Annotated in this window: 18 protein-coding genes; 12 read left to right on the top strand and 6 right to left on the bottom strand. The window is 73.2% G+C overall.

The window, feature by feature from the left end; genetic code table 11:
• Positions 1 to 14: 14 nt before the first annotated feature.
• The 4 genes from ACR68M_RS19475 to ACR68M_RS19490 all read left to right on the top strand — a co-directional run bounded on the left by ACR68M_RS19475 (position 15) and on the right by ACR68M_RS19490 (position 5,898).
• Positions 15 to 1,829: a threonine/serine exporter family protein gene (locus ACR68M_RS19475; RefSeq protein WP_441245383.1), complete on the top strand. Its 1,815-nt coding sequence runs from the start codon at positions 15 to 17 to the stop codon at positions 1,827 to 1,829.
• A 46-nt stretch (positions 1,830 to 1,875) separates the two neighbouring features.
• Positions 1,876 to 3,018, top strand: a complete 1,143-nt coding sequence (locus ACR68M_RS19480; protein WP_441245384.1) for a hypothetical protein — start codon at positions 1,876 to 1,878, stop codon at positions 3,016 to 3,018.
• Positions 3,019 to 3,279: 261 nt separating this feature from the next.
• Entirely contained in the window at positions 3,280 to 4,548 is a 1,269-nt protein-coding gene (locus ACR68M_RS19485) for a C40 family peptidase (RefSeq protein WP_441245385.1), read from the top strand.
• Positions 4,549 to 4,617: 69 nt separating this feature from the next.
• Complete coding sequence (locus ACR68M_RS19490; protein ID WP_441245386.1) at positions 4,618 to 5,898, top strand: GNAT family N-acetyltransferase; 1,281 nt, start codon at positions 4,618 to 4,620, stop codon at positions 5,896 to 5,898.
• Between the two features lie 36 nt (positions 5,899 to 5,934).
• On the opposite strand, the gene ACR68M_RS19495 is transcribed toward ACR68M_RS19490, so the two are convergent.
• Positions 5,935 to 6,702 (bottom strand): TetR family transcriptional regulator, encoded by a 768-nt coding sequence (locus ACR68M_RS19495; protein ID WP_441245387.1) that lies wholly within the window; start codon positions 6,700 to 6,702, stop codon positions 5,935 to 5,937.
• 208 nt (positions 6,703 to 6,910) lie between these two features.
• Here ACR68M_RS19495 and ACR68M_RS19500 point away from each other — a divergent pair, with 208 nt between their 5' ends.
• Complete coding sequence (locus ACR68M_RS19500) at positions 6,911 to 7,429, top strand: N-acetyltransferase family protein (protein WP_441245388.1); 519 nt, start codon at positions 6,911 to 6,913, stop codon at positions 7,427 to 7,429.
• Here ACR68M_RS19500 and ACR68M_RS19505 read toward each other — a convergent pair.
• Complete coding sequence (locus ACR68M_RS19505; protein ID WP_441245389.1) at positions 7,333 to 8,676, bottom strand: MFS transporter; 1,344 nt, start codon at positions 8,674 to 8,676, stop codon at positions 7,333 to 7,335. The genes ACR68M_RS19500 and ACR68M_RS19505 overlap by 97 nt on opposite strands.
• 148 nt (positions 8,677 to 8,824) lie before the next feature.
• Here ACR68M_RS19505 and ACR68M_RS19510 point away from each other — a divergent pair, with 148 nt between their 5' ends.
• On the top strand, positions 8,825 to 9,814 hold the full coding sequence (locus ACR68M_RS19510) for a LysR family transcriptional regulator (RefSeq protein WP_441245390.1): 990 nt from the start codon (positions 8,825 to 8,827) through the stop codon (positions 9,812 to 9,814).
• Between the two features lie 39 nt (positions 9,815 to 9,853).
• On the opposite strand, the gene ACR68M_RS19515 is transcribed toward ACR68M_RS19510, so the two are convergent.
• The gene (locus ACR68M_RS19515) at positions 9,854 to 10,483 is read right to left on the bottom strand and encodes a YceI family protein (RefSeq protein WP_441245391.1); all 630 of its coding nucleotides are present in this window, start codon (positions 10,481 to 10,483) and stop codon (positions 9,854 to 9,856) included.
• Between the two features lie 120 nt (positions 10,484 to 10,603).
• A complete protein-coding gene (locus ACR68M_RS19520) occupies positions 10,604 to 11,146 on the bottom strand; it encodes a DinB family protein (RefSeq protein ID WP_441245392.1) in 543 nt (180 codons plus the stop codon).
• 145 nt (positions 11,147 to 11,291) lie between these two features.
• On the opposite strand from ACR68M_RS19520, the gene ACR68M_RS19525 reads away from it, so the two are divergent.
• The 5 genes from ACR68M_RS19525 (at position 11,292) to ACR68M_RS19545 (ending at position 16,137) form a co-directional block, all read left to right on the top strand.
• Positions 11,292 to 14,396: an SNF2-related protein gene (locus ACR68M_RS19525; protein ID WP_441245393.1), complete on the top strand. Its 3,105-nt coding sequence runs from the start codon at positions 11,292 to 11,294 to the stop codon at positions 14,394 to 14,396.
• Entirely contained in the window at positions 14,386 to 14,586 is a 201-nt protein-coding gene (locus ACR68M_RS19530; protein ID WP_441245394.1) for a hypothetical protein, read from the top strand. Before ACR68M_RS19525 ends, ACR68M_RS19530 begins: the two co-directional genes overlap by 11 nt.
• Positions 14,587 to 14,675: 89 nt before the next feature.
• The gene (locus ACR68M_RS19535) at positions 14,676 to 15,062 is read left to right on the top strand and encodes a helix-turn-helix domain-containing protein (protein ID WP_441245395.1); all 387 of its coding nucleotides are present in this window, start codon (positions 14,676 to 14,678) and stop codon (positions 15,060 to 15,062) included.
• 95 nt (positions 15,063 to 15,157) lie between these two features.
• Positions 15,158 to 15,694 (top strand): hypothetical protein, encoded by a 537-nt coding sequence (locus ACR68M_RS19540; RefSeq protein WP_441245396.1) that lies wholly within the window; start codon positions 15,158 to 15,160, stop codon positions 15,692 to 15,694.
• Between the two features lie 110 nt (positions 15,695 to 15,804).
• Positions 15,805 to 16,137, top strand: coding sequence for a DUF2516 family protein (locus ACR68M_RS19545; RefSeq protein ID WP_441251651.1), 333 nt, complete (start codon positions 15,805 to 15,807; stop codon positions 16,135 to 16,137).
• Between the two features lie 63 nt (positions 16,138 to 16,200).
• On the opposite strand, the gene ACR68M_RS19550 is transcribed toward ACR68M_RS19545, so the two are convergent.
• Complete coding sequence (locus ACR68M_RS19550) at positions 16,201 to 17,598, bottom strand: PP2C family protein-serine/threonine phosphatase (protein ID WP_441251652.1); 1,398 nt, start codon at positions 17,596 to 17,598, stop codon at positions 16,201 to 16,203.
• 501 nt (positions 17,599 to 18,099) lie between these two features.
• Here ACR68M_RS19550 and ACR68M_RS19555 point away from each other — a divergent pair.
• Positions 18,100 to 18,645, top strand: coding sequence for an O-acetyl-ADP-ribose deacetylase (locus ACR68M_RS19555; protein ID WP_441245397.1), 546 nt, complete (start codon positions 18,100 to 18,102; stop codon positions 18,643 to 18,645).
• A gap of 125 nt (positions 18,646 to 18,770) precedes the next feature.
• Here the strand turns inward: ACR68M_RS19555 and ACR68M_RS19560 are convergent, their stop codons facing one another.
• Positions 18,771 to 19,592: a class I SAM-dependent methyltransferase gene (locus ACR68M_RS19560; RefSeq protein ID WP_441245398.1), complete on the bottom strand. Its 822-nt coding sequence runs from the start codon at positions 19,590 to 19,592 to the stop codon at positions 18,771 to 18,773.
• Between the last annotated feature and the right edge of the window lie 218 nt (positions 19,593 to 19,810).

Genomic DNA, 19,810 nt, shown 5'->3' on the forward strand with positions numbered 1-19,810 from the left:
GGCGAGGAGTGGCAGTGCCGAAGCGGGGCCGGGGCCGAGCGGGCAGCGGCAAGAAGGTCAGGGGTGCGCCGGCCAGGCCGGCCGCGAAGCCCGTACCGCTCCCGCCGCGTGAGGCCCCGCCCACCGAGGGCCTGCTCGGGCCGGACACCCCGCCGGTCGAGACCACCACCGCGATCCCGTTGGCGCTGCCCCCGACCGAGACCGGGGGCCTGCTCCGGCCCGCCGAGGCGGAGCTGACGCCGGCACAGCCACTGGCCAGGAGCGTCGCCGAGGACACCCTCACCCCCGAGGACTGGCGAGCCGTCGGCTACAGCATGCCCACCGGCCTCGGTGTCCCCACGCTGAACCCGGGCGCCCCCGGCGCCGCGCCCTGGCCGGATCGGATGCGGACGCTGCTGCGCACGCCGATGGCCGAGCGCCCGGCGTACGAGCGCACCCAGCGCGAGCAGAAGCCCGAGGCGGCGCTCAAGAACGTGCCCCGCATCCTCGATCTGACGCTGCGCATCGGCGAGCTGCTGCTCGCCAGCGGCGAGGCCGCCGAGGACGTCGAGGCCGCCATGCTCGGCATCGCCCACGCGTACGGGCTGGACCACTGCGAGCCGCAGGTCACCTTCACGTTGATCGGCATCTCCTTCCAGCCCTCGCTGGTCGAGCCGCCCGTCACCGCCGACCGCGTGGTGCGCCGCCGCACCTCCGACTACACCCGGCTTGCGGCCGTCTACCGGCTGGTCGCCGACATCACCGCCGAGCGGCTCTCGGTCAACGACGCCTACCGGCGGCTGGCCGAGATCCGCCGCAACCGGCACCCGTACCCGGCCTGGCTGCTCGCCCTGGCGACCGGGCTGCTGGCGGGCGCCGCCTCCTTCCTGGTCGGCGGCAAGGCCGACCTGAAGGCCTGGCTGGTCTTCGTCAACGCCTTCGTCGCGGCGATCGTCGGCGACAAGCTGGCCACCCTGATCGCCCGGCGCGGGCTGCCGGAGTTCTACCAGTTCGTGATAGCCGCGATGCCCGCCGCGACCTCGGGCGTGATCCTCTCCCGGTTCCCCGACGCGGGGCTGCGCGGCTCGGTCGTCATCACCGGTGGCCTGTTCGCGCTGCTCCCCGGCCGGGCCCTGGTCGCCGCCGTCCAGGACGGCCTGACCGGCTTCTACATCACCGCCGCCGCCCGGCTGCTGGAGGTGCTCTACCTCGTCGCGGGCATCGTGATCGGCGTGATGCTGGTGCTCTACGTCGGGCTCAACGTGCACGCCAAGTTCAACCCGGGGGAGAGCCTCGCCGGGGTGACCAGCCATCCGCTGATCCAGTTGACGGCCGCGATGGTACTGACCGCCGCCTTCGCGATGCTGCTCCAGACCGACCGCCGCAACCTGCTCTTCGTCACCCTCAACAGCTGCGTCGGCTGGTCCGCGTACGGGGTGCTGACCCGCAACGCGGGCGTCTCGGCGATCATCGCCACCGGCCTCGCCGCCGGTCTGGTCGGCCTCTTCGGCCAGCTGATGGCGCGCTACCGCTCGGCCTCCTCGCTGCCGTACGTCACCGCCGCGCTCGGCCCGCTGATGCCCGGATCGGCGCTCTACCTCGGCATGCTCGCCTTCACCCAGAACCAGCCGGACGTCGGCCTGGCCTCCGTCGGCCGGGCCGCCGCCATCGCGCTCGCACTCGCCATCGGCGTGAACCTCGGAGGCGAGGTCGCCCGGCTCTTCATGAAGCTGCCCGGCAAGATCACCGGCAGCCGTGGCCCGAGCGCCGGCGGCCCCGGCGCCGACCGCGCCCTCGCGCCGTACCTGCTGGTGCCGCGCCGGGCCGCCAAGCGCACCCGGGGGTTCTGAGCGCACGTTAGGCAGACGGCAGCGGAGGACGACGGAACGAAGGCCCATGGATCTCAACCAGCTCGCAGCGACCCCGCTCGCGTCGGTATCGCTGTTGGACGGCTACCGCACCCACATCCTGGACGCGCACAAGCAGCCGCTCTTCCTCCTGCTGGTCGGGTTCATCTGCTCCTTCGTCTGCATCCGCTTCAGCGTCCGGATGATCCGCGCCAAGGTCCGCTGGTGGCCCGGCAACATCACCCCCGGCGGCCTGCACATCCACCACATGGTCTTCGGGCTCGGCTTCCTGCTGCTCGGCGGCATCGGCGTCTTCGCCACCAACGGCGGGCACCCCTGGATCGACTGGTTCGGGCTCGCCTTCGGCATCGGCTGCGGGCTGGTGCTGGACGAGTTCGCGCTGATCCTGCACCTGGACGACGTGTACTGGAGCGAACAGGGCCGCAAGTCCGTGGACGCGGTGATCTTCGGCATCCTCTTCACCGCCCTGCTGCTCACCGGGTACGTCCCGCTCGGCGTCGTCCCCGGCCAGACCTCCTCCGACGGGACGGGCCGGTGGGGGCTGGTCGCGGTGATCTCGGTCAACGCCCTGGCCTCCGTCGTCGCGTTGATCAAGGGCAAGCTCTGGACGGGACTGCTCGGCATCATGGTGCCCGGCCTGTCCTGGATCGGCGCCGTCCGGCTGGCCCGGCCCAGCAGCCCCTGGGCCCGCTGGCGGTACGCCACCCGGCCGCGTCGCCGGGCCCGTGCGGTGCGGCGCGAGCGACTGCTGCACGGGAGGGCCGACCGGGCCCGCACCTGGCTCTTCGACCTGATCGCGGGTGCGCCCGACAAGGTCCCCGCGCACCACACCGCCACCCACCGGGTCGCCGAGCGGATGGCCGCCCGAGCCACCGCCCACCTCGACGCGCACGAGGCCCGCGCGCTGGCCCGCCGTCGGGCCCGAATCGCCGACCGCCGGGCCCGGCACACCGACCGCCGCGCCGCCCCGGCCGAGACGCCCCCCTCGCCCGAGCGCCAGGGGCGGGCCCAGCAGCGCCGCCGAACCGTCCGCGCGGGCCGGAGCCGTGGCTACGCCGTCCGTACGCCGTCGGCTCCGCTCCCGGCTCGCCCCGCCCCGCACGCGCCGCACCTCGCGCCGTCCCGGCACCCCCGCATCCCGCACCCGGTGGCCCCGCAGCCGCGTCGCTGAATCGTTTCGTTGCTCCGTCTGTCGGTAAATCCGACATCTCACCCGCGCGGCCGTACGGGGATGGTGCTGAGAAGCCGTCACATTTGAGAATATTGCGGCGAGTGACTGAATTGTCACCTGATGGGACATTTGACGAGCCGTCAACCATGGAGCCGTCCATGGAGTCGCCCGTGGCGCTGTCCGTGGTGCCGTTCGTGGCGCCGCCCGCGGAGTCGTCGACTGTCCGGTGGTCGACCGTCCGGCGAAAGAGGGCTCTCCCCCATGGCACGCAGACTCCTACCGACGCTCCTACTGGCTCTCACCGGCGTCCTCGGCCTGCTCCCGGCCGCCGCTGCCGCGCCGCCCGCCCTGCGGACCGTCGCCCCGGTCGACGACCCGGCCGATGGCCCGTCGACACCGGCGGAGGACGCCTACCCGTCCGCCGACGACGTCGCCCGAGCCCGCGCCGAGGCCGACGCCCGCGCCACCGACAGCGCCGCGATCGAGGCCCGGCTCTCCACCGCCCAGGCCGACCTGGAGCAGTCCGGCCGGCTGGCCGAACAGGCCGTCGAGGCCTACAACGGCGCCCAGACCCGGCTCGCCAAAGCCCGCGCCGCCGCCACCGCCGCCGCCCGGCAGGCCGGAGTGGCCGAGGCCGACCGCATCGAGGCCGCCGACCGCGCCGCCGAACTGGCCGCCGAGACCTACCGCCAGGGCGCCGGGGCCGAACTCTCCGCGCTCAACTCGCTGCTCGCCGCCGACGGCCCCCGAGCCCTCACCGAACGGGCCGCCGCCATCGGCATGGCCGGGACCCGCACCCGGGAGATCCTCGACGCCGCGACCGGCACCGCCGCCGAGGCGGCCCGAGCCTCGGCCGCCGCCAAGCAGGCCGAGCAGGACGCCGACCGTGCGGCCGAAGCCGTCCGCCGCGCCAAGGAGCTCGCCCAGGCCCGGCTGACGGCCCAACAGGCCGAGGTCGCGGACATCGCCCGCCGCCGCGAACAGCTGCTCGCCGCCCTCGCGAAGGCCCGCAGCACCACCGTCGAGCTGGAGCGGCAGCGCCGCGAGGCCCTGGAGGCGATCGCCGCCCGGAAGGCCGAGGAGGCCGCCGCCCGCGCGGCAGCGGCCGAGGCAGCCGCCGCTGCCGCAGCACCCGAGACCCCCGCCCAGCACACCGCCTGGTCGCCCGGCGGCGTCGAGGCCGCACTCGCATTCGCCCGCGACAAGATCGGCCTCCCCTACATCTGGGGCGGTGAGGGCCCGGAGGGCTACGACTGCTCGGGCCTGACCATGATGGCCTGGCGCCGCGCGGGCAAGCAGCTCCCGCACTTCGCCGCCGACCAGTACGCCGAGTCCACCCCCGTCAGCTACCACCAGCTCCGCCCTGGCGACCTGATCTTCTGGACCCACACCGGCCGCGCCGCCGACATCTACCACGTCGCCATCTACCTCGGCTCCGACCAGATGATCGAGGCCCCCCGCCCGGGGATGGCGATCAAGCAGGCCAGCCTCTGGATCATGGGCCGCCCGGACTTCTACGGCCGCCCGTAGTGCGCCGCCGGAGCGCCCGTAGTGATAAATCCGCGTGCCGGATCTGACGGGCCGCCGTACGGTGACCCGATGGGCGAGCGAACACCGGAGCAGGCGGGCAAGGGCATCGAGATCCGGGAGATCACCGAGCAGGAGATCCCGGTGTGGGACCGCGCCGTCATGCGCGGCTTCCTCTCGCCGCACCACCCCGAGGGCAACGACGCGCGCCGCAAGCAGTTCGAGCCGGGCCGCTGGCAGGCGGCCTTCGACCACACGGCCGGGGGCAGCTGCGTCGCCACGTACCGCAGTCTGGATCTGGAGCTGACGGTGCCCGGTGGGGCCACCCTGCCGGTGAACGCGATTACCGGCGTCACGGTCACCAGCACCCACCGGCGGCGTGGCCTGCTCAGCGGGATGATGCACCGTGACCTCGCCGCCGCGCGCGAGCGCGGCAGCGTCGCCGCCGTGCTCAGCGCCGCCGAGTACAACATCTACGGCCGCTTCGGCTTCGGCCCGTCGACCCGGGCGCACGGCTGGCGGATCGACATCGGCCGCTCGGGCGGCCTGCGCGCCGGGCTGCCGGAGGCCCCCGGCGGGCGGATCGACTTCGCAGAACTCGCCGAGATCCGGCGGATCGGGCCCGAGCTGCACAACCGCTGGCGGCTGCTCCAGCCCGGCGCGCTCTCCCGCCCGCCGACCTGGTGGCCGCTGGAGACGGGTGAGCTGACGCTGCCCTCGCGCGGGTGGAAGGAGCCGTTCAACGCCCTGCACCGGGACACCGACGGCCAGGTCACCGGGCTGGTGACGTACCGCGTCGACGGCAAGTGGGACGGCAGCCTCGCCGACGGCACGCTCACCGTGACCGACTTCCTGGCGCTCGACCGCGCGACCGCCACCGCGCTCTGGCGGCTCGTCCTCTCGGTCGACTGGGTCCGCCGGGTCGAGGTCGGCAACATCGGCCCCGACGACCCGCTGCCGCTGCTGCTCGTCAACCCCCGCGCAGCCACCCCGCACGAGGGCAACTACGACTTCACCTGGCTCCGGCTGCTCGACCTGCCGGCCGCCTTCGGAGCCCGCAGCTACGCCACGCCCGGCCGGGTGATCCTCCAGGTCGACGACCCGCTCGGCTGGACGACCGGCCGCTGGGCGCTCGAAGCGTCCCCCGACGGCACCGGCCGCTGCACCCCCACCGACGACACCCCCGACCTCACCCTCGGGGTCAGCGAACTCAGCTCCCTCTACCTCGGAGCCGAGACCGCCCCCAGACTCGCTGCCGCAGCACTCGTCACCGAGCACACACCGACTGCGGCCGCCCGGCTCGACCTGCTGCTCCGCACCCCGCTGAAGGCCTGGAACCCGGACTACGTCTGACGTGGCCTCGTGGCGCCTCGGGTCACGGCTTCGGGGTCACGGCTTCTGGGTCCGACCGATGGTGGGCAGGATGAAGTCCTGGATCAGGCCCTTGGCGTCCCGCACTATCGGGCGGAAGACCCGGTAGCGGGAGAGGTTGATGACGCGGGCGGCCATCGGCGTCGAGCGTCGGACGAACTCGTGCGTGCGCTCGGTGTCGGGCGTCCGGTCGAAGACCCAGTAGAGCACCACGATCATCAGGTGCAGCCAGAGCAGGTCGGGGAGCAGCTCGGCGAGTTCGGCGTCGAGCTTCGGGGCGAGGTCGGAGCCGGTGAGCACCTCGCGGAAGAGTTCGACGGCCGTCGCTCGGGCGGGGTGGGACTCGTTGGAGAAGGGGCTGAGCGAGCTGGTCGGGTCGGCGGCCGTGCGGAAGAACTGGGAGGCGAACTCGTGGTAGTCCGCCGCGCAGTCGACCCAGGAGACGAGCGCGATCTCCAGGCGCTCGGCGAAGTCCGTCTTCCCGCGCATCCGGGCCCGCGCGTCGACGGCGTGCTCACCCGTCATCCGGTCGTAGAACCCCTGGATGAGGAATTCCTTCGACTCGAAGTAGTAGTAGGCGTTGCCCACCGACACGCCGGCCTCGGTCGCGATCGCGCGCATGGTCGTCTTGTCGTAGCCGCGCTCCTGGAAGAGGCGCATGGCCGTCTCGAGGATCAGCGCGCGGGTCTGCTCGCTCTTGTCGGTCTTGGGGCGCGCCCGTCCGCCGGGGAGTTCTCCGGCGGGGAGTGCGGCCTCGGCGCCGCCGGGCTCAGTTGCGTCGTCCACGGGACGGAGCCTACCTGTGGGTGCGATGGGGGAGGGCCGTCTGGTCAGCCGCGACCCCCGTACGCGGCTGACCAGCGGGGTGGTGCGGAGTCGGGTGCCCCCCGAGCACTCGCCTCCATGATTTCGAACGCGTTCAAAATCCCCCTCTGGATGACTCTAGAGCTCCCGGTGGAGCGGGTACAAGTTGATTACGTGGGAGGCTCATCACATGATCGAACAGATCGTGATCAAGGTAGGCGGCCCCGCCGACGCGGACGCCGTCGCGACCCTGCATGCCGACAGTCGACGGACCTCGTACGCGGCGTTCCTCCCGCCCGACGCCCTGCCCGACGCCCTGGGCGACGGCTTCGCCGAGCAGCTCTGGCCCCTGCGCCTCACCGTCGACTACGGCGAGCCCGCGAACACCCCGACCCTGCTGCTCGCCGAGAGCGCCGTGGACGGTGACCTGTACGGCTTCGCCTACCTCGTCCCCGAGCCCGACGGCCGGGTCCTGCTCGACAACCTGCACGTCCGCCCCGGCAGCACCGGCGGCGGCATCGGTACACGGCTGCTGAGCGCCGCCCTCGCGCTGGCCCGGCCGGCCGTGCTGCACCTGGACGTGCTGGCCGCCAACACCCGCGCGGTCGCCTTCTACGAGCGCGAGGGCGGTACCCGGGTCGCCGAACGCGACTGCGTCTTCGCGGACGGCTCCACGCTCCCCGAGTACGAGTACGCCTGGGCGCCCTGACCGGTCCCGCTCCCCGGTGCCATTCCCGGCCCCTTCCCTGGCCCCTTCCCCAGCCCCTCCGCCAGCCTCCTGCGGAAGCCGACGACCGTGATCAGCAGCGCCGCCACGGCCGCTCCGGCGGGCAGCAGATAGCCCGTGCCCGGCTCGGCGTGCTGGGCGAGTGCGCCGCCGATCGCGGAGCCCGCCGAGATGCCGATCATGATGCCGGAGACGGCGAACGCCATCCCCTCGTTCAACTGCCTGGCCGGGAGCAGCTCCTGGACGAGCGTCATGCCCGTCACCATGGTCGGAGCGGTGCCCGACCCGGCGAGCAGGATCGCCACCGCCAGCACCGGCAGGCCGGCCCCCGACCAGGCGGCGGCCAGCGGGAGCAGCAGCAGCCCGGCCATCGCCGCCACCCCGGCCAGCAGCCGGACCACGGCCGGGCGCTCGGGCCGGACCAGGCCGAAGAGCAGGCCGGAGAAGCACGAACCCGCGGCCATCAACGCCAGCAGCCCACCGGCCAGCGGTCGTTGGCCGAGCGAGTCGGCGTACGCGATGGTGGTGACCTCCATCGAGCCGAACAGCACGCCCGTCGCCAGGAAGGCGAGCGCCAGCACCCGCAGCCCGCCCGACCGCAGGGCGCTGCCGTCGCCGCCCGGCACCGGCGGGCGCACGGGTGGTTCGGTGCGGCGCTGCGCGGCGAAGGCCAGCCCGCCGGTGCAGGCGAGGGCGGCGGCCGTCAGCAGCCCGGCCTCGGGGAAGAGCGAGGTGCACAGCAACGTCGCCAGGACCGGGCCGGTCATGAAGCAGAGCTCGTCCAGGACCTGCTCGAAGGAGTTCGCCAACTGCCGCGCCGCCGGGTCGTCCTGGTAGAGGTGCGCCCAGCGGGCGCGGGCCATGCCGCCGAGGTTCGGCAGCACGGAGGAGGCCGCGCAGCAGCCGAACAGTGTCCAGGTCGGGGCGCTTCCGTACACGCAGAGCGGCAGGGCGAACAGCGGCCCGGCTGCCACCAGCAGGCTCGGCAACGCCACCCGGCGCTGCCCGTGCCGGTCGACCAGCCTGCCGAGCAGCGGCAGCCCGAGCGCGATGGTGACCGCGCCGACCGCCGTGACGGACCCGGCCAGGGCGTAGGAGCCCCGGCGGGCGGCGATCGCCAGCACCGTGCTCACCCCGGTCATCGAGAAGGCGAGCCGCGCGAGCAGCCCGGCCAGGGTGAAGGCGAGGCTGCCGGGCGCGGCGAAGATCCGGCGGTACGAGGCGAACACGGTGCTCCGGAGGAGTGGGGGAGGGGTTGGGGCTCCCACTCTGGGGCGGCGCGGCCGGGCTGGTCCAACACCTGTTCGGGGTGATTGACACGTCTGTGTTGTGAATCCCGCCGGGCTCCAGTGATCGCGGGCTTGCTAACCTGCCGTGATGCCCCACGACCTGCACCCCCGGCTGCTGCGCGGCTTCGTGGCGACCGCCGAGACGCTGCACTTCGGGCGGGCCGCCGGACAGCTGCACATCGCACAGCAGGCGCTGAGCCGCGACATCCAGGCCCTTGAGCGCGCACTCGGTCGGGCCCTGTTCACCCGTACCACCCGGAGTGTCGAACTCACGCCGTCCGGGCGGGCGTTGCTGCCAAAGGTGCGCCAACTACTCGCCCTGCACGACGAGATCGTCGCGGGCGACGCCGACTTCGGGCCGCTGCTGGTCGACCTCAACAGTGCTGTCACCGGGGACGACCTGACCGCCGACCGGCTGCTCGCGGCCGCCCGCGCGGCCGTGCCGGGGGGAGAACTGCTGGCCCGCTACCACGGCGGACTCGCCTCCGCCGCAGCGGAGTTGGCCGCACACCGGCTCGACGTCTCGTTCGGTCGGTACGCCGGACTCCCGGCTGCCGTCCGGGGGCAACTCGTGCACCGGGCAGTCCGGTTGGAGCGGATGGCGGTGCTGGTGCCGCTCGCCCACCCGCTGGCTCACCCGTCGGCCGATCGGCTCGCTACCGGCGTGCTGCCGGTCTCCGCTCTCGAAGGCCACCCCGTCGACATCTGCGCGGGCAACCCGGCGACCACCGAGTGGACCGACCTCTGCCGCCAACTGCTGGACCGGCACGGCCTGTCGGCGGCCGATGCCAACACCCCACCGGTCGGCGAGGACGAACTCGCGCACTACATCGGCCGCCACGGCGAGCTGATGCTCACCACCACCGGCGGCCCGGCGATACCCGGGACGGTCACCCTCCCGCTGGTCGAGCCGATCCCGCTCAGTCTGGTCGGGCTGGTCCACCGCCCCGGTGTGCGGCACCCCGGTCTGGACGCGCTGCTCGCGGCAGCCGCCGAGATCGGTGCCCGGGAGGGCTGGCTGCGACGCCCGCCCGGCAGCTGGCTGCCGCCCGAGGATGCGGCCCTGCTGCCGGGGTAGTTGCCAGAACGGGTGTCGGGCTGGTTGTCGGGGGCCGGGTCAGGCGGCCTTCACGGCGGAGATGTCGAAGCTGAGCTTGACCTTCTCGCCGATCAGCACACCACCGGTCTCCAGGGCGGCGTTGTACGTCAGGCCCCAGGCGGTGCGGTCGATCGTCGCGCTGCCCTCGAAGCCGACCCGGTCGACCCCGTACGCGTCGGTGGCGTGGCCGGTGAAGTCGAGGTCGAGGACGACCTGACGGGTGGTGTCCTTGATCGTGAGATCGCCGGTCATCCGGTAGGAGTCGCCGCTGCGCCGCTCGGCGGCGGTGCTGCGGAAGACCATCTCGGGGTAGGTCTCGGCGGCGAAGAAGTCGCCGGTGCGCAGGTGCTCGTCGCGCTGGGCCTGGTTGGTGTCGATGCTGGCGACCTTGATGACCAGCTCGGCCGAGGAGTTGGCCGGAGTGTCGCCGTCCAGGCGGAGCTTGCCGTCGTACTCGGCGAAGCTGCCGCGCACGTTGGTCACCATCGCGTGGCGCACGGCGAAGCCGACCTGGCTGTGGGTGGTGTCGATCGTGTAGTCGCCGGTCAGGTGGCCCAGACCCGGGCCTGCGACGGCGACGGCCGCCGGGGTGGTGGGAGTGGCCGCGAGGGTGGTGGCGGCGGTCTTGGTCCGGTTGAAAATGCCCATGGCTCCTCCTGGGGTCCGAAGCCGTTTGTTTAGGCTTCAACTTGATGACTCCACCATAGGCGCATTTGATTCAAAGTTCAACCATGACCCTGTCGGATCGCCGCCACCCGCCTCCCCCGGCTACTGCTGGACGGCCTCCTGCTCGACGGCGGCGATCAGCTCGAAGGCCGTCCGGCCATCCAAGGTCTCCCGGATGATGTCCGCGTGCCCGGCGTGCCGGGACACCTCGGCGATCAGGTGGTTGAGGATCCAGCGCGCCGAGCGCCGGCTGTTCGGCGGGAACCATGGCTGGTCCGGCAGCGGCGCGTCCACCTCGAGGCTCGGCAGGCCCCGGACGGTCTTCTCGGTCTCCGCCGCGATCACCTCGTACTCCGCGAGCCAGCCCGCCAGTGACTCGCCGGGCAGCAGGCGGTGCTCGTCCGCCCAGCCGGCGCCGTCCGGCAGGGCGCCGTTCCCCAGCAGGACGCCGTCGATCCAGAACCTCTCCACCCGCGCCACATGCTTCACCAGCCCGGCCAGGGAGAGACCGCTCGCGCTGGGGTGCGACGCCGCCTGCTCCTCCGAGAGCCCGTGCACCACTCGGTGCATGGCCCCGCGCGCGGCGTCCAGGAAGGCCAGCAGGGCATCGCGCTCGTCATTCTCGGGGCGGACCAGAGTCACCATTCAGAACACCTCTTCCGTCGAACTTCTCCGCTTCGGCAGGACTGACGTTATTGGCGATACAGGACAGAAAAGGTCCTAATTCGGCCCTCCGGCTAGGGTGAATCGAGTCGGCACCGAGTCGGCCTCACGCCTCGGGAGGCTCCCCATGTACGCCCTGCACGCCCTCTGGCAGGCGGACGGCCGCCTCGCCCTCTGGGCCGAGGACGCACACGCCTTCAACTCCCCCCGCGCGCGGACCACGCCGGGCGAACGCCGGGCCGCCGCCCACCCCTACGCCTGCCCGGCCGAGGCGGTGACGCGCCTGCTCGGCGCCCTCGGCCCCGGTCTCGGCTGGCTCGCCGAACAGGCCCCCGAGCGGTGGGCCACCCTCCGGCTGCCCACCCTCGGCAACGCGCCCACCCCCTCCCCGCAGCTGCCCGTCGGCGCCGTCGGCCAGGGCGTCGGACTCACCGCCTGGCGGGTGCCCGTCCTGCTCTTCCCGCCGACCGAAGCGGCCCAACTGCTCGGCGAACTCTTCGACCCGCACTGGGCGGTGGCCACCGCAGAGCTCCCCGGCAGCGGCCCCGTCGAGATCGCCTACGGCGCCTCGCTGCGCTGGCTGACCGCCGTCCACGACCTCGCCTGGCGGCTCGTCGGGCGCGGCCGCGTCCTGCCCGTCCTGCGCGAACGCGACGGCACGGCGTACGCCCACTGGCAGCCCGCCCCCGACGCAGCCGCCCGCCGCGAGAGCGCCGCCCTGGCCGACGGCTGCCCGCCCGTCTGCCGAGCCGAACACGGTGTGCCACCGCGGACCGCCGCCGCCCTGGTGAACGAACTGCTCGACGCCCTCGTCGACCGCGAAGCCCGCACCGCCCTCGACGGCCTGCCATCACCGGCGGCCTCCTCCTCCTCCGCCGCTGTCGGCCGCTGGCTCGCCGCTCTTCACCGGGCCGACGGGCGGCTCCCGGCCTGCGACGGCTACGCCGAACTCGGCGAACGGCTCGCCGCCTGGTACGCCGGAGCGCCCGACCCGGACAGCCCGCTCCGGCTCTGCTTCCGCCTCGTCGAACCGCTCGGCCCGGCCGACGACGACCCCGACGGCGTGCCCTCCGAGGAGGCCTGGCGCCTCGACTTCCTGCTCCAGGCGGTCGACCAGCCCTCCCTGCTGCTGCCCGCCGCCGACCTCTGGGCGGGCGGGCCGGCCCTCACCGCACTGAGCTGCGCCACGGACGACCCCGCCGAGGTTTATGCCGCCGAGCTCGCCCGCGCGGTGCTCCGCCGCCCCGAACTGGCCGCCGCACTGCGCAGTTCGCGCCCCACCGGCCTCGACCTGGACCGCGAGGGGGCACTCGACTTCCTCCGGCACGCCGCCCCCGCCCTCGCCGAGGCGGGCTTCAGCGTGCTGCTGCCCGCCTGGTGGCAGCGCCGCCCACGGCTGGGCCTCGCCCTCGCGACCGCCCGCACCGCCGCACCCGGCTCTGTCGAACGGATCAGTCAGGTCGACCGGGACGCCGTCGTCGCCTTCCACTGGCAGGCCGCCATCGGTGAACTCAAGCTCTCCGCAGCCGAGTTGGAAGCACTCGGCGCGGCCCAGCGCGGGCTCGTACGGCTGCGAGGGCACTGGGTGGAAGTCGACGCAGCGCAGATCTCCGCCGCGTTGGCCTTCCTCCAGGGGCAGGGCAGTGGCGTCATGCCCGCCCCGGACGTGCTGCGGCTGGCCCTCACCCCCGACGCCCAGGTCGCCGGGCTGCCCGTGACGGGCGTCAGCGCGGCAGGGCCGCTCGGTGACCTGCTGGCGGGGCGCACCGCCGAACGTACGCCCGCGCCGGCGTTGCCACCCGACTTCGGGGCCACTCTCCGCCCCTATCAGGAACGGGGGTTGGCCTGGCTGCACTCGCTCACCCAGCTCGGCCTCGGGGCGGTGCTCGCCGACGACATGGGGCTCGGAAAGACCGTCCAGACCCTCGCCCTGCTCGCGGCCGAACAGCACGCGGGCACCGGCGGGCCGAACCTGCTCGTCTGCCCGATGTCGCTGGTCGGCAACTGGCAGCGGGAGGCGGCGAAGTTCGCGCCGTCGCTGCGCGTCCACGTCCACCACGGCACGGGCCGGGCAGGGCCGCCGTCCGACGGGGTGGACCTGCTGATCACCACGTACGGGCTCGTCCAGCGGGATGTGGCGGAGCTGCGGCGGGTGAGCTGGCGGCGGGTCGTCGCCGACGAGGCGCAGTACATCAAGAACACCGCCACCGCCCAGTCCCGGGCGATCCGGGCCCTCCCGGCGGAGCACCGGCTGGCGCTGACCGGCACGCCCGTCGAGAACCGGCTCGCCGAGCTCCACGCGATCCTGGATTTCGCCAACCCAGGGTTGCTCGGCTCGGCCGAGTCGTTCAAGGAGCGGTTCGCCGTCCCCGTCGAGCAGGGTGGGAACGCCGCCGTTGCTGCCCAACTCCAGCGGGTCACCGCGCCGTTCATCCTCCGCCGATTGAAGACCGACCCGGCGATCGCCGTCGACCTGCCCGCCAAGCAGGAGATCACCGTGTGGTGCAACCTCACCACCGAACAGGCCGGGCTCTACCAGGCGGTGGTGGCCGACCTGCTGCACCGCGTCCAGGGCATCCGGGGCGTCGAGCGCAAGGGCACGGTGCTGGCCGCCATCGGCAAGCTCAAGCAGGTCTGCAACCACCCGGCCCAACTCCTGCACGACCAATCGAAGTTGGCCGAGCGATCCGGCAAGGTCACCCGGTTGGAGGAGATCCTGGGCGAGGCGCTCGCGGAGGGTGACCGGGCGCTGGTCTTCACCCAGTACGCGGAGTTCGGCCGACTGCTCCAGCCACATCTGACGGAGCGCCTCGGCGAGGAGGTGCTCTACCTGCACGGCGGCGTGCCGAAGCGCCGCCGCGAGGAGCTCGTCGAGCGCTTCCAGGCTCCCGGCGGGCCGAGGGTCTTCCTGATCTCGCTCAAGGCGGGCGGCACCGGCCTCAACCTCACCGCCGCCAACCAGGTCATCCACCTCGACCGCTGGTGGAACCCGGCCGTCGAGGACCAGGCCACCGACCGCGCCTTCCGGATCGGCCAGCGCCGGGACGTCCAGGTGCGGCGGCTGGTCTGCGTCGGGACGGTCGAGGAGCGGATCGCCGCCCTGGTGGAGTCCAAGCGGGCCCTCGCCGAGGCGGCCGTCGGCGACGGCGAGCGCTGGCTCACCGACCTCTCCGCCTCGGCACTCCGCGAGCTCGTCACCCTCTCAGAGGAAGCCGATTCCGATGACCGATAACCCCAACGGCCTCAGCTCGTTCTGGGACGGCGACTTCACGCTCCCCGCAGAGCCCGAAGCAGCTTCCGCCGGCGCCCCGGTGCCCGCGATCGCCGAACTCGGTCCGTCGGGCATCCGGATCGGCGGCCGCGACCTCGCGGCCCTGCTCGAACCCTCCTACCGGGCGCTCACCCGGCAGCTCCACGACTAGGTCCGCGCCCGGCCCAGCGCCGGCGGGCTGTGCGAGCAGTTGCTAGCAGCTTGCTTGCATTTGCAAGCAGAGCGGGGCAGACTGACGGCATGGCCTCACTGAACGTCGGCTCGCTGGGCGAGTACATCCGCGAGCAGCGGCGGAACGCGCAGTTCACGCTGCGGCAGCTGGCCGACGCTGCCGGGGTCTCCAACCCCTACCTCAGCCAGATCGAGCGGGGGCTGCGCAAGCCGAGCGCGGAGATCCTGCAGCAGATCGCCAAGGCGCTGCGGATCTCGGCCGAGACGCTCTACGTGCAGGCCGGGATCCTGGAGGAGCGGCAGGGGGAGGGGCTCGAACTCCGGGCCGCGATCCTGGCCGATCCGCTGATCAACGAACAGCAGAAGCAGGCGCTGCTCGCGGTCTACGACGCCTTTCTCAAGGAGAACAAGGCGCAGCCGCCGGTGGCGGACCCGCCGCTCACCGCCTCCGGCTGAGCAGGCACCCCGTGCTCCGCCGCCTCCGGCGGGCACGTTCCAAGCGATGCCCGGCAGACCCGTGCGGTGCTGTCGGCGGACAGGGAGGACCGGTCATGCCGATCACCGACGAGATCAAGAAGACCCTCAGCGACCCGACCCCGCTGTACGCCCTCGCGGGCGCGGGTGACCTCGCGTACGAGAAGCTGCGTGAGGTGCCGGGCCGGGTCGAGGCGCTCGCCGCCGACCGCAAGGGGACGCAGGAGAAGGCCGCCGCCCGCCTCCAGGAGGCTCAGACGCTGCTGGTCGGGGCACAGGCGAAGGTGACGGAGACCGTCACCAACATGCCGACCGACCTCAAGGTGCTGCAGGAGAAGGCCCAGACCTTCGCGCTCCAGCAGGTCGGCCGGGCCGCCGAGTTCGCGGTGAAGGCGATGGAGGTCTACGACGAGCTGGCCGTTCGCGGCAAGGCCGTCGTCGAGGGTGAGAAGCCGGCCCAGGGCGAGGCTGCGGAGGCGGCCGACGAAGCCGTGGAGATCGAGGTCGTCGACGTCGAGGTCGTCGAGGTCGAGGCTGCGGACGTCGAGGCCGTCGCGGCCCCGGCAGCGCCGAAGCGGGCCTCCCGCGCGCGCAAGCCGGCTGCGGAGAAGTAGGCCGGGCACCTCCGCCCGGATCGGTACGTTGTCCACTGAGGTGGAGGCCGACCGTGCCACGATGGCAAGGGTGTTGCCGAAGCCGCGGTGAGGAGAGCACAGTGTTCCAGATTCTGCACGTCAACTTCCTGGACCCGTTCTGGTGGCTGTCCACGGCGATGGTGTGCTTCAAGCTGTTCGCCTTCGGAGACGCGCTGACGCGGCGCGAGGACGCCTTCCGGGCGGCGGACAAGAAGACGAAGCAGTTCTGGCTGGTCGTCCTCGGCCTGGCGCTGGGCGTCGACCTGCTGTTCGGGGCCAGTGTCCTCGGCATGCTGGGGCTGGTCGGCCTGGTGGCCGCGATCGTCTACATGGTGGACGTCCGCCCTGCCGTCCGTGAGCTGACCAGGGGCCAGGGCGGCGGCGGGAACAAGCGGAACATGGGCCCGTACGGACCCTGGTGACACCGACCCTGGTGACACGGAACGGCCGGAGCAGACTGCTCCGGCCGTTCCTGCGTGCGTGGGTCAGCCCATGATGAGCGGGGCCGGGTTCCGCTCCAGCAGCAGGACGGCGACGTCGTCCGTCAGCGCGCCGCCGTTCAGCTCCTCGACCTCGGCGATGGCGCTGTCGACCAGGCGGCCCCTGGTCAGGCCGGAGGACTGGTGGTCGCCGATCAGCTCGACCAGGCCGTCCTGCCCGAGGCGGCGTGAACCGGCACCGACCCGCCCCTCGACCAGGCCGTCGGTGTAGAGCAGCAGGCTCCAGCCGGGGTGCAGCTCCAGCTTCTGGGCGGGCCAGACCGCCAGACCGTCGTCGCAGGCGAGCAGACCGAGGGCCGGGCCCGCCTGCTCGGCGGGCAGCAGGCCGGGTCGCCCGTCGGGGCGGAGCAGTAGCGGGGCCGGGTGCCCGGCGAGGTAGAGGTCGGCGTACTCCACCGGGGCGTGCGGGGTCTCGGCGTGCGTGGAGGCAGCCTCGGGCACCGGGTGGAGGACCAGCATGCAGAGCGTCGCGAAGATCTCGTCGCTGCGGCGCTCGTGCTCCAGGACGTGCTGGAGCGTCGACAGCAGGGTCTCGCCGGTGAGACCGGCGAAGACCAGGGTGCGCCACGCTATCCGCAGGGCGACGCCGAGTGCGGCCTCGTCCGGGCCGTGGCCGCAGACGTCGCCGATGACGACGTGCACGACGCCGTCGTCGGTGCGGACGGCGTCGTAGAAGTCTCCGCCCAGCAGGGCCCGGCGGCGGCCGGGGCGGTAGCGGCGGGTGAAGGCGAGCCCGGCGCCGTCCAGCAGCGGCGTGGGGAGCAGGTGGCGCTGGAGGCGCGCGTTCTCCTGGCCGCGCAGCTCGGCCTCGACCAGGCGGCGCTGCGACTCGTCGGCCCGCTTGCGCTCGACCGCGTACCGCAGGGCTCGGGCCAGCAGGGGGCCGTCCGTCTCGTGCTTGACCAGGAAGTCCTGTGCCCCGGCGGCGACGGCGGCGGCGCCGAGCTCGGCCCCGGCGGCGTCGGTGAGGACCACGACCGCCGTGTGCGGGGCGCGCTGGAGCAGCTCCCGCAGGCCCTCCAGGCCGTCGGAGTCGTCGGAGGGGTGCGGAAGGTCGGCCGGGGCGGCGAGGTCCAGGAGCACGCAGTTGAAGTCGGTGCCGCGCGGACGGCCGCGCCGGACGGGTGCGGGCGCGGGTGAGAGCCGTACGGCGGCCTGGTCGATGCCACGTGCCCAGTGCAGCTCGATCGGCGCGCCGCTGGCCGTGACGAGTTGCTCGATCAGGGCGGCGTCGGAGGCGTCGTCCTCGATGACGAGCAGCCGGAAGGGCGCGTTCGGCGCGAGGGCCGAGTGGGCGGGGGTGGTGACCCTCGGGCGCGGTATGGGCCGCGCGTCGCTCTCGACAGCGGGCCCTGCGATGGCGGGCGGTGACGTCGCGGACATCGGCGACGTCGGGGAGGCCTGGGTCGGCGGGGTGGTCGACAGCTCCGACCGGTGCCGGACCGCGTGCTCCGGTGCGTGGGCGCGGTCGGCGGCGTGCCGGGTGCCGTGGACGGCGGGGCGGTCGGCCCGTTGGTCGGACGCACGCTTGCCGGCGCGCTCGGCCGGGCGATCGGTGGGGTTGGCGGCGGAGCCGAGAGTGGCGCCGGTCAGTACGGCGGCTGCGGCGCCCGTCCGGGACGCGGCGCCCTGGGCCCGCCCGTCACCCGTTGCGGGCATGGGTTGTTCCTCCCTATTCCAGACTGGGCAACGGCTGGGGTCCGCCCGTAGTGCCCGCCTGGCACCGTGTGTCGGGGAGCTTCTCGCGACCATAACGTGATCTCCGGGGAATTCTCAGGCCGACGCCGACGATGTGGCTAGTGCCACGCTGACGGTGGGGCGGGTGGACGGGCGGGGCGCCCCGACAGGGCGTGGCCGCGCCGTGGTCGAGAGGAGAACGAGTCGGTGACGCAGATCACGTTGGTCGAGGGTGACATCACGGAACAGCAGGTGGACGTGGTGGTGAATGCCGCCAACACGTCACTGCTGGGCGGCGGTGGGGTCGACGGCGCGATCCATCGCAAGGGCGGCCCCGAGATCCTGGCGGCCTGCCGGGAGCTGCGTGCCTCGCACTACGGCAAGGGCCTGCCCGTCGGCCGCGCGGTGGCGACGACGGCCGGGCGTCTCCCGGCTCGCTGGGTGGTGCACACCGTGGGGCCCGTCCACCGGGCGGAGGACTACGAGGAGCGAGCCGGACTGCTGGCCTCCTGTCATCGGGAGTCGCTGCGGTTGGCGGTCGAGCTCGGAGCGCGGACGGTGGCCTTCCCGGCGATCTCGACCGGGGTCTACCAATGGCCGGTGGAGGACGCGGCGCGAATCGCCCTCACGGCCGTGGCCGAGGTGCTGGAGGAGGCGCCGGGGGAGCTGGAAGAGGTCAGGTTCGTGCTGTTCGGCAGAGCGGCGTACGAGACGTTCGAGCAGGTGCGGAGCGCGCTGGGGCAGAGGAGCTGACTGCGTCTCAGGAGGCGCCTGGCAGCTCGTGCGACCACCTCCATGGTGGCGTGACGGGGCGTCAACGCGCCAGCCTTATTCGATAGCTCGTTCGAGTGAACCTGGCTGGGGTCACAGTTCACAGCTCATGGAGCAAGCGCACTCCACGGCACCGTGACCTCGCCCTGCCGCCAACGCCCTCGCGCGTCGACCACGGGCCAGCTCCCGGCCAGCGCGGCGCAGGCCGCCGCCCAGCGCTGCCGGGCGCCGAACGCCCCGTACGGCGCGGCAGCGGCCCAGGCCCGGTCGAAGTCGGTCAGGAAGCGGTGCACCGGACGCCCCGGCACGTTGTGGTGGATGAGCGCCTTCGGCAGCCGTTCCGCCAGGTCGGAGGGCTGACCGAGGCCGCCGAGGCGGGCGGCGAAGGTCACTGTCCGAGGCCCCTCCGGTCCGAGGGCGACCCAGACGTGTCGTTGCCCGATCTCGTCGCAGGTGCCCTCGACCAGCAGCCCGCCGGGCGCCAGCCGTCCGCACAACCCCGCCCAGACCCCGGCGACCGCCGACTCCTCGTACTGCCGGAGCACGTTCGCGGCCCGGATCAGCAGGGGCGCAGCGCCGTCCAGCGGCACCTCGAAGCCGCCGCGCCGGAAGGTCAGCAGTGGCGGGTCGGCGTACGGGAGGGCGGCCGCCACGCGGGCGGGCTCGATCTCGATGCCCACCACCCGTACGTCCGCCCGGACGGTGCGCAGGCGGGTCGACAGCTCGACTGCCGTCCAGGGTGCGGCGCCGTAGCCGAGGTCGACGGCGACCGGCGGCTGCTCGGCCGTACGCAGGGCGCGCCCGAGGGTGTGGGCGATCCAGCGGTCCATCCGCCGGAGCCGGTTGGTGTTGGTGGTGCCCCGGGTGACCGTCCCGACCGGGCGGGTGGAGCGGCCCCGAGCTGGGGCGGGATCGAACTTGGCGGCCATGCAGCGCAGCCTACGCGGGGCGGCGCAGCCGGTGCGGGGCGCTCCTCGGTGATCCCGTGCGGGAGGCGGGAATACCGGCCGACCGGCTGGTGGTTGGCACACTGGACGAATGTCCGCCCACGGACCACCGTCCTCCGAACGTGGCAGTGCACGGCACGACGCAGGCAGCACGACGTACGCAGCACGAGGCAGGAAAGCCCGCAGCCCGGGGAGCAAGA

The sequence above is a fragment of the Kitasatospora sp. McL0602 genome (assembly GCF_052076145.1).
Classification (GTDB): Bacteria; Actinomycetota; Actinomycetes; order Streptomycetales; family Streptomycetaceae; genus Kitasatospora.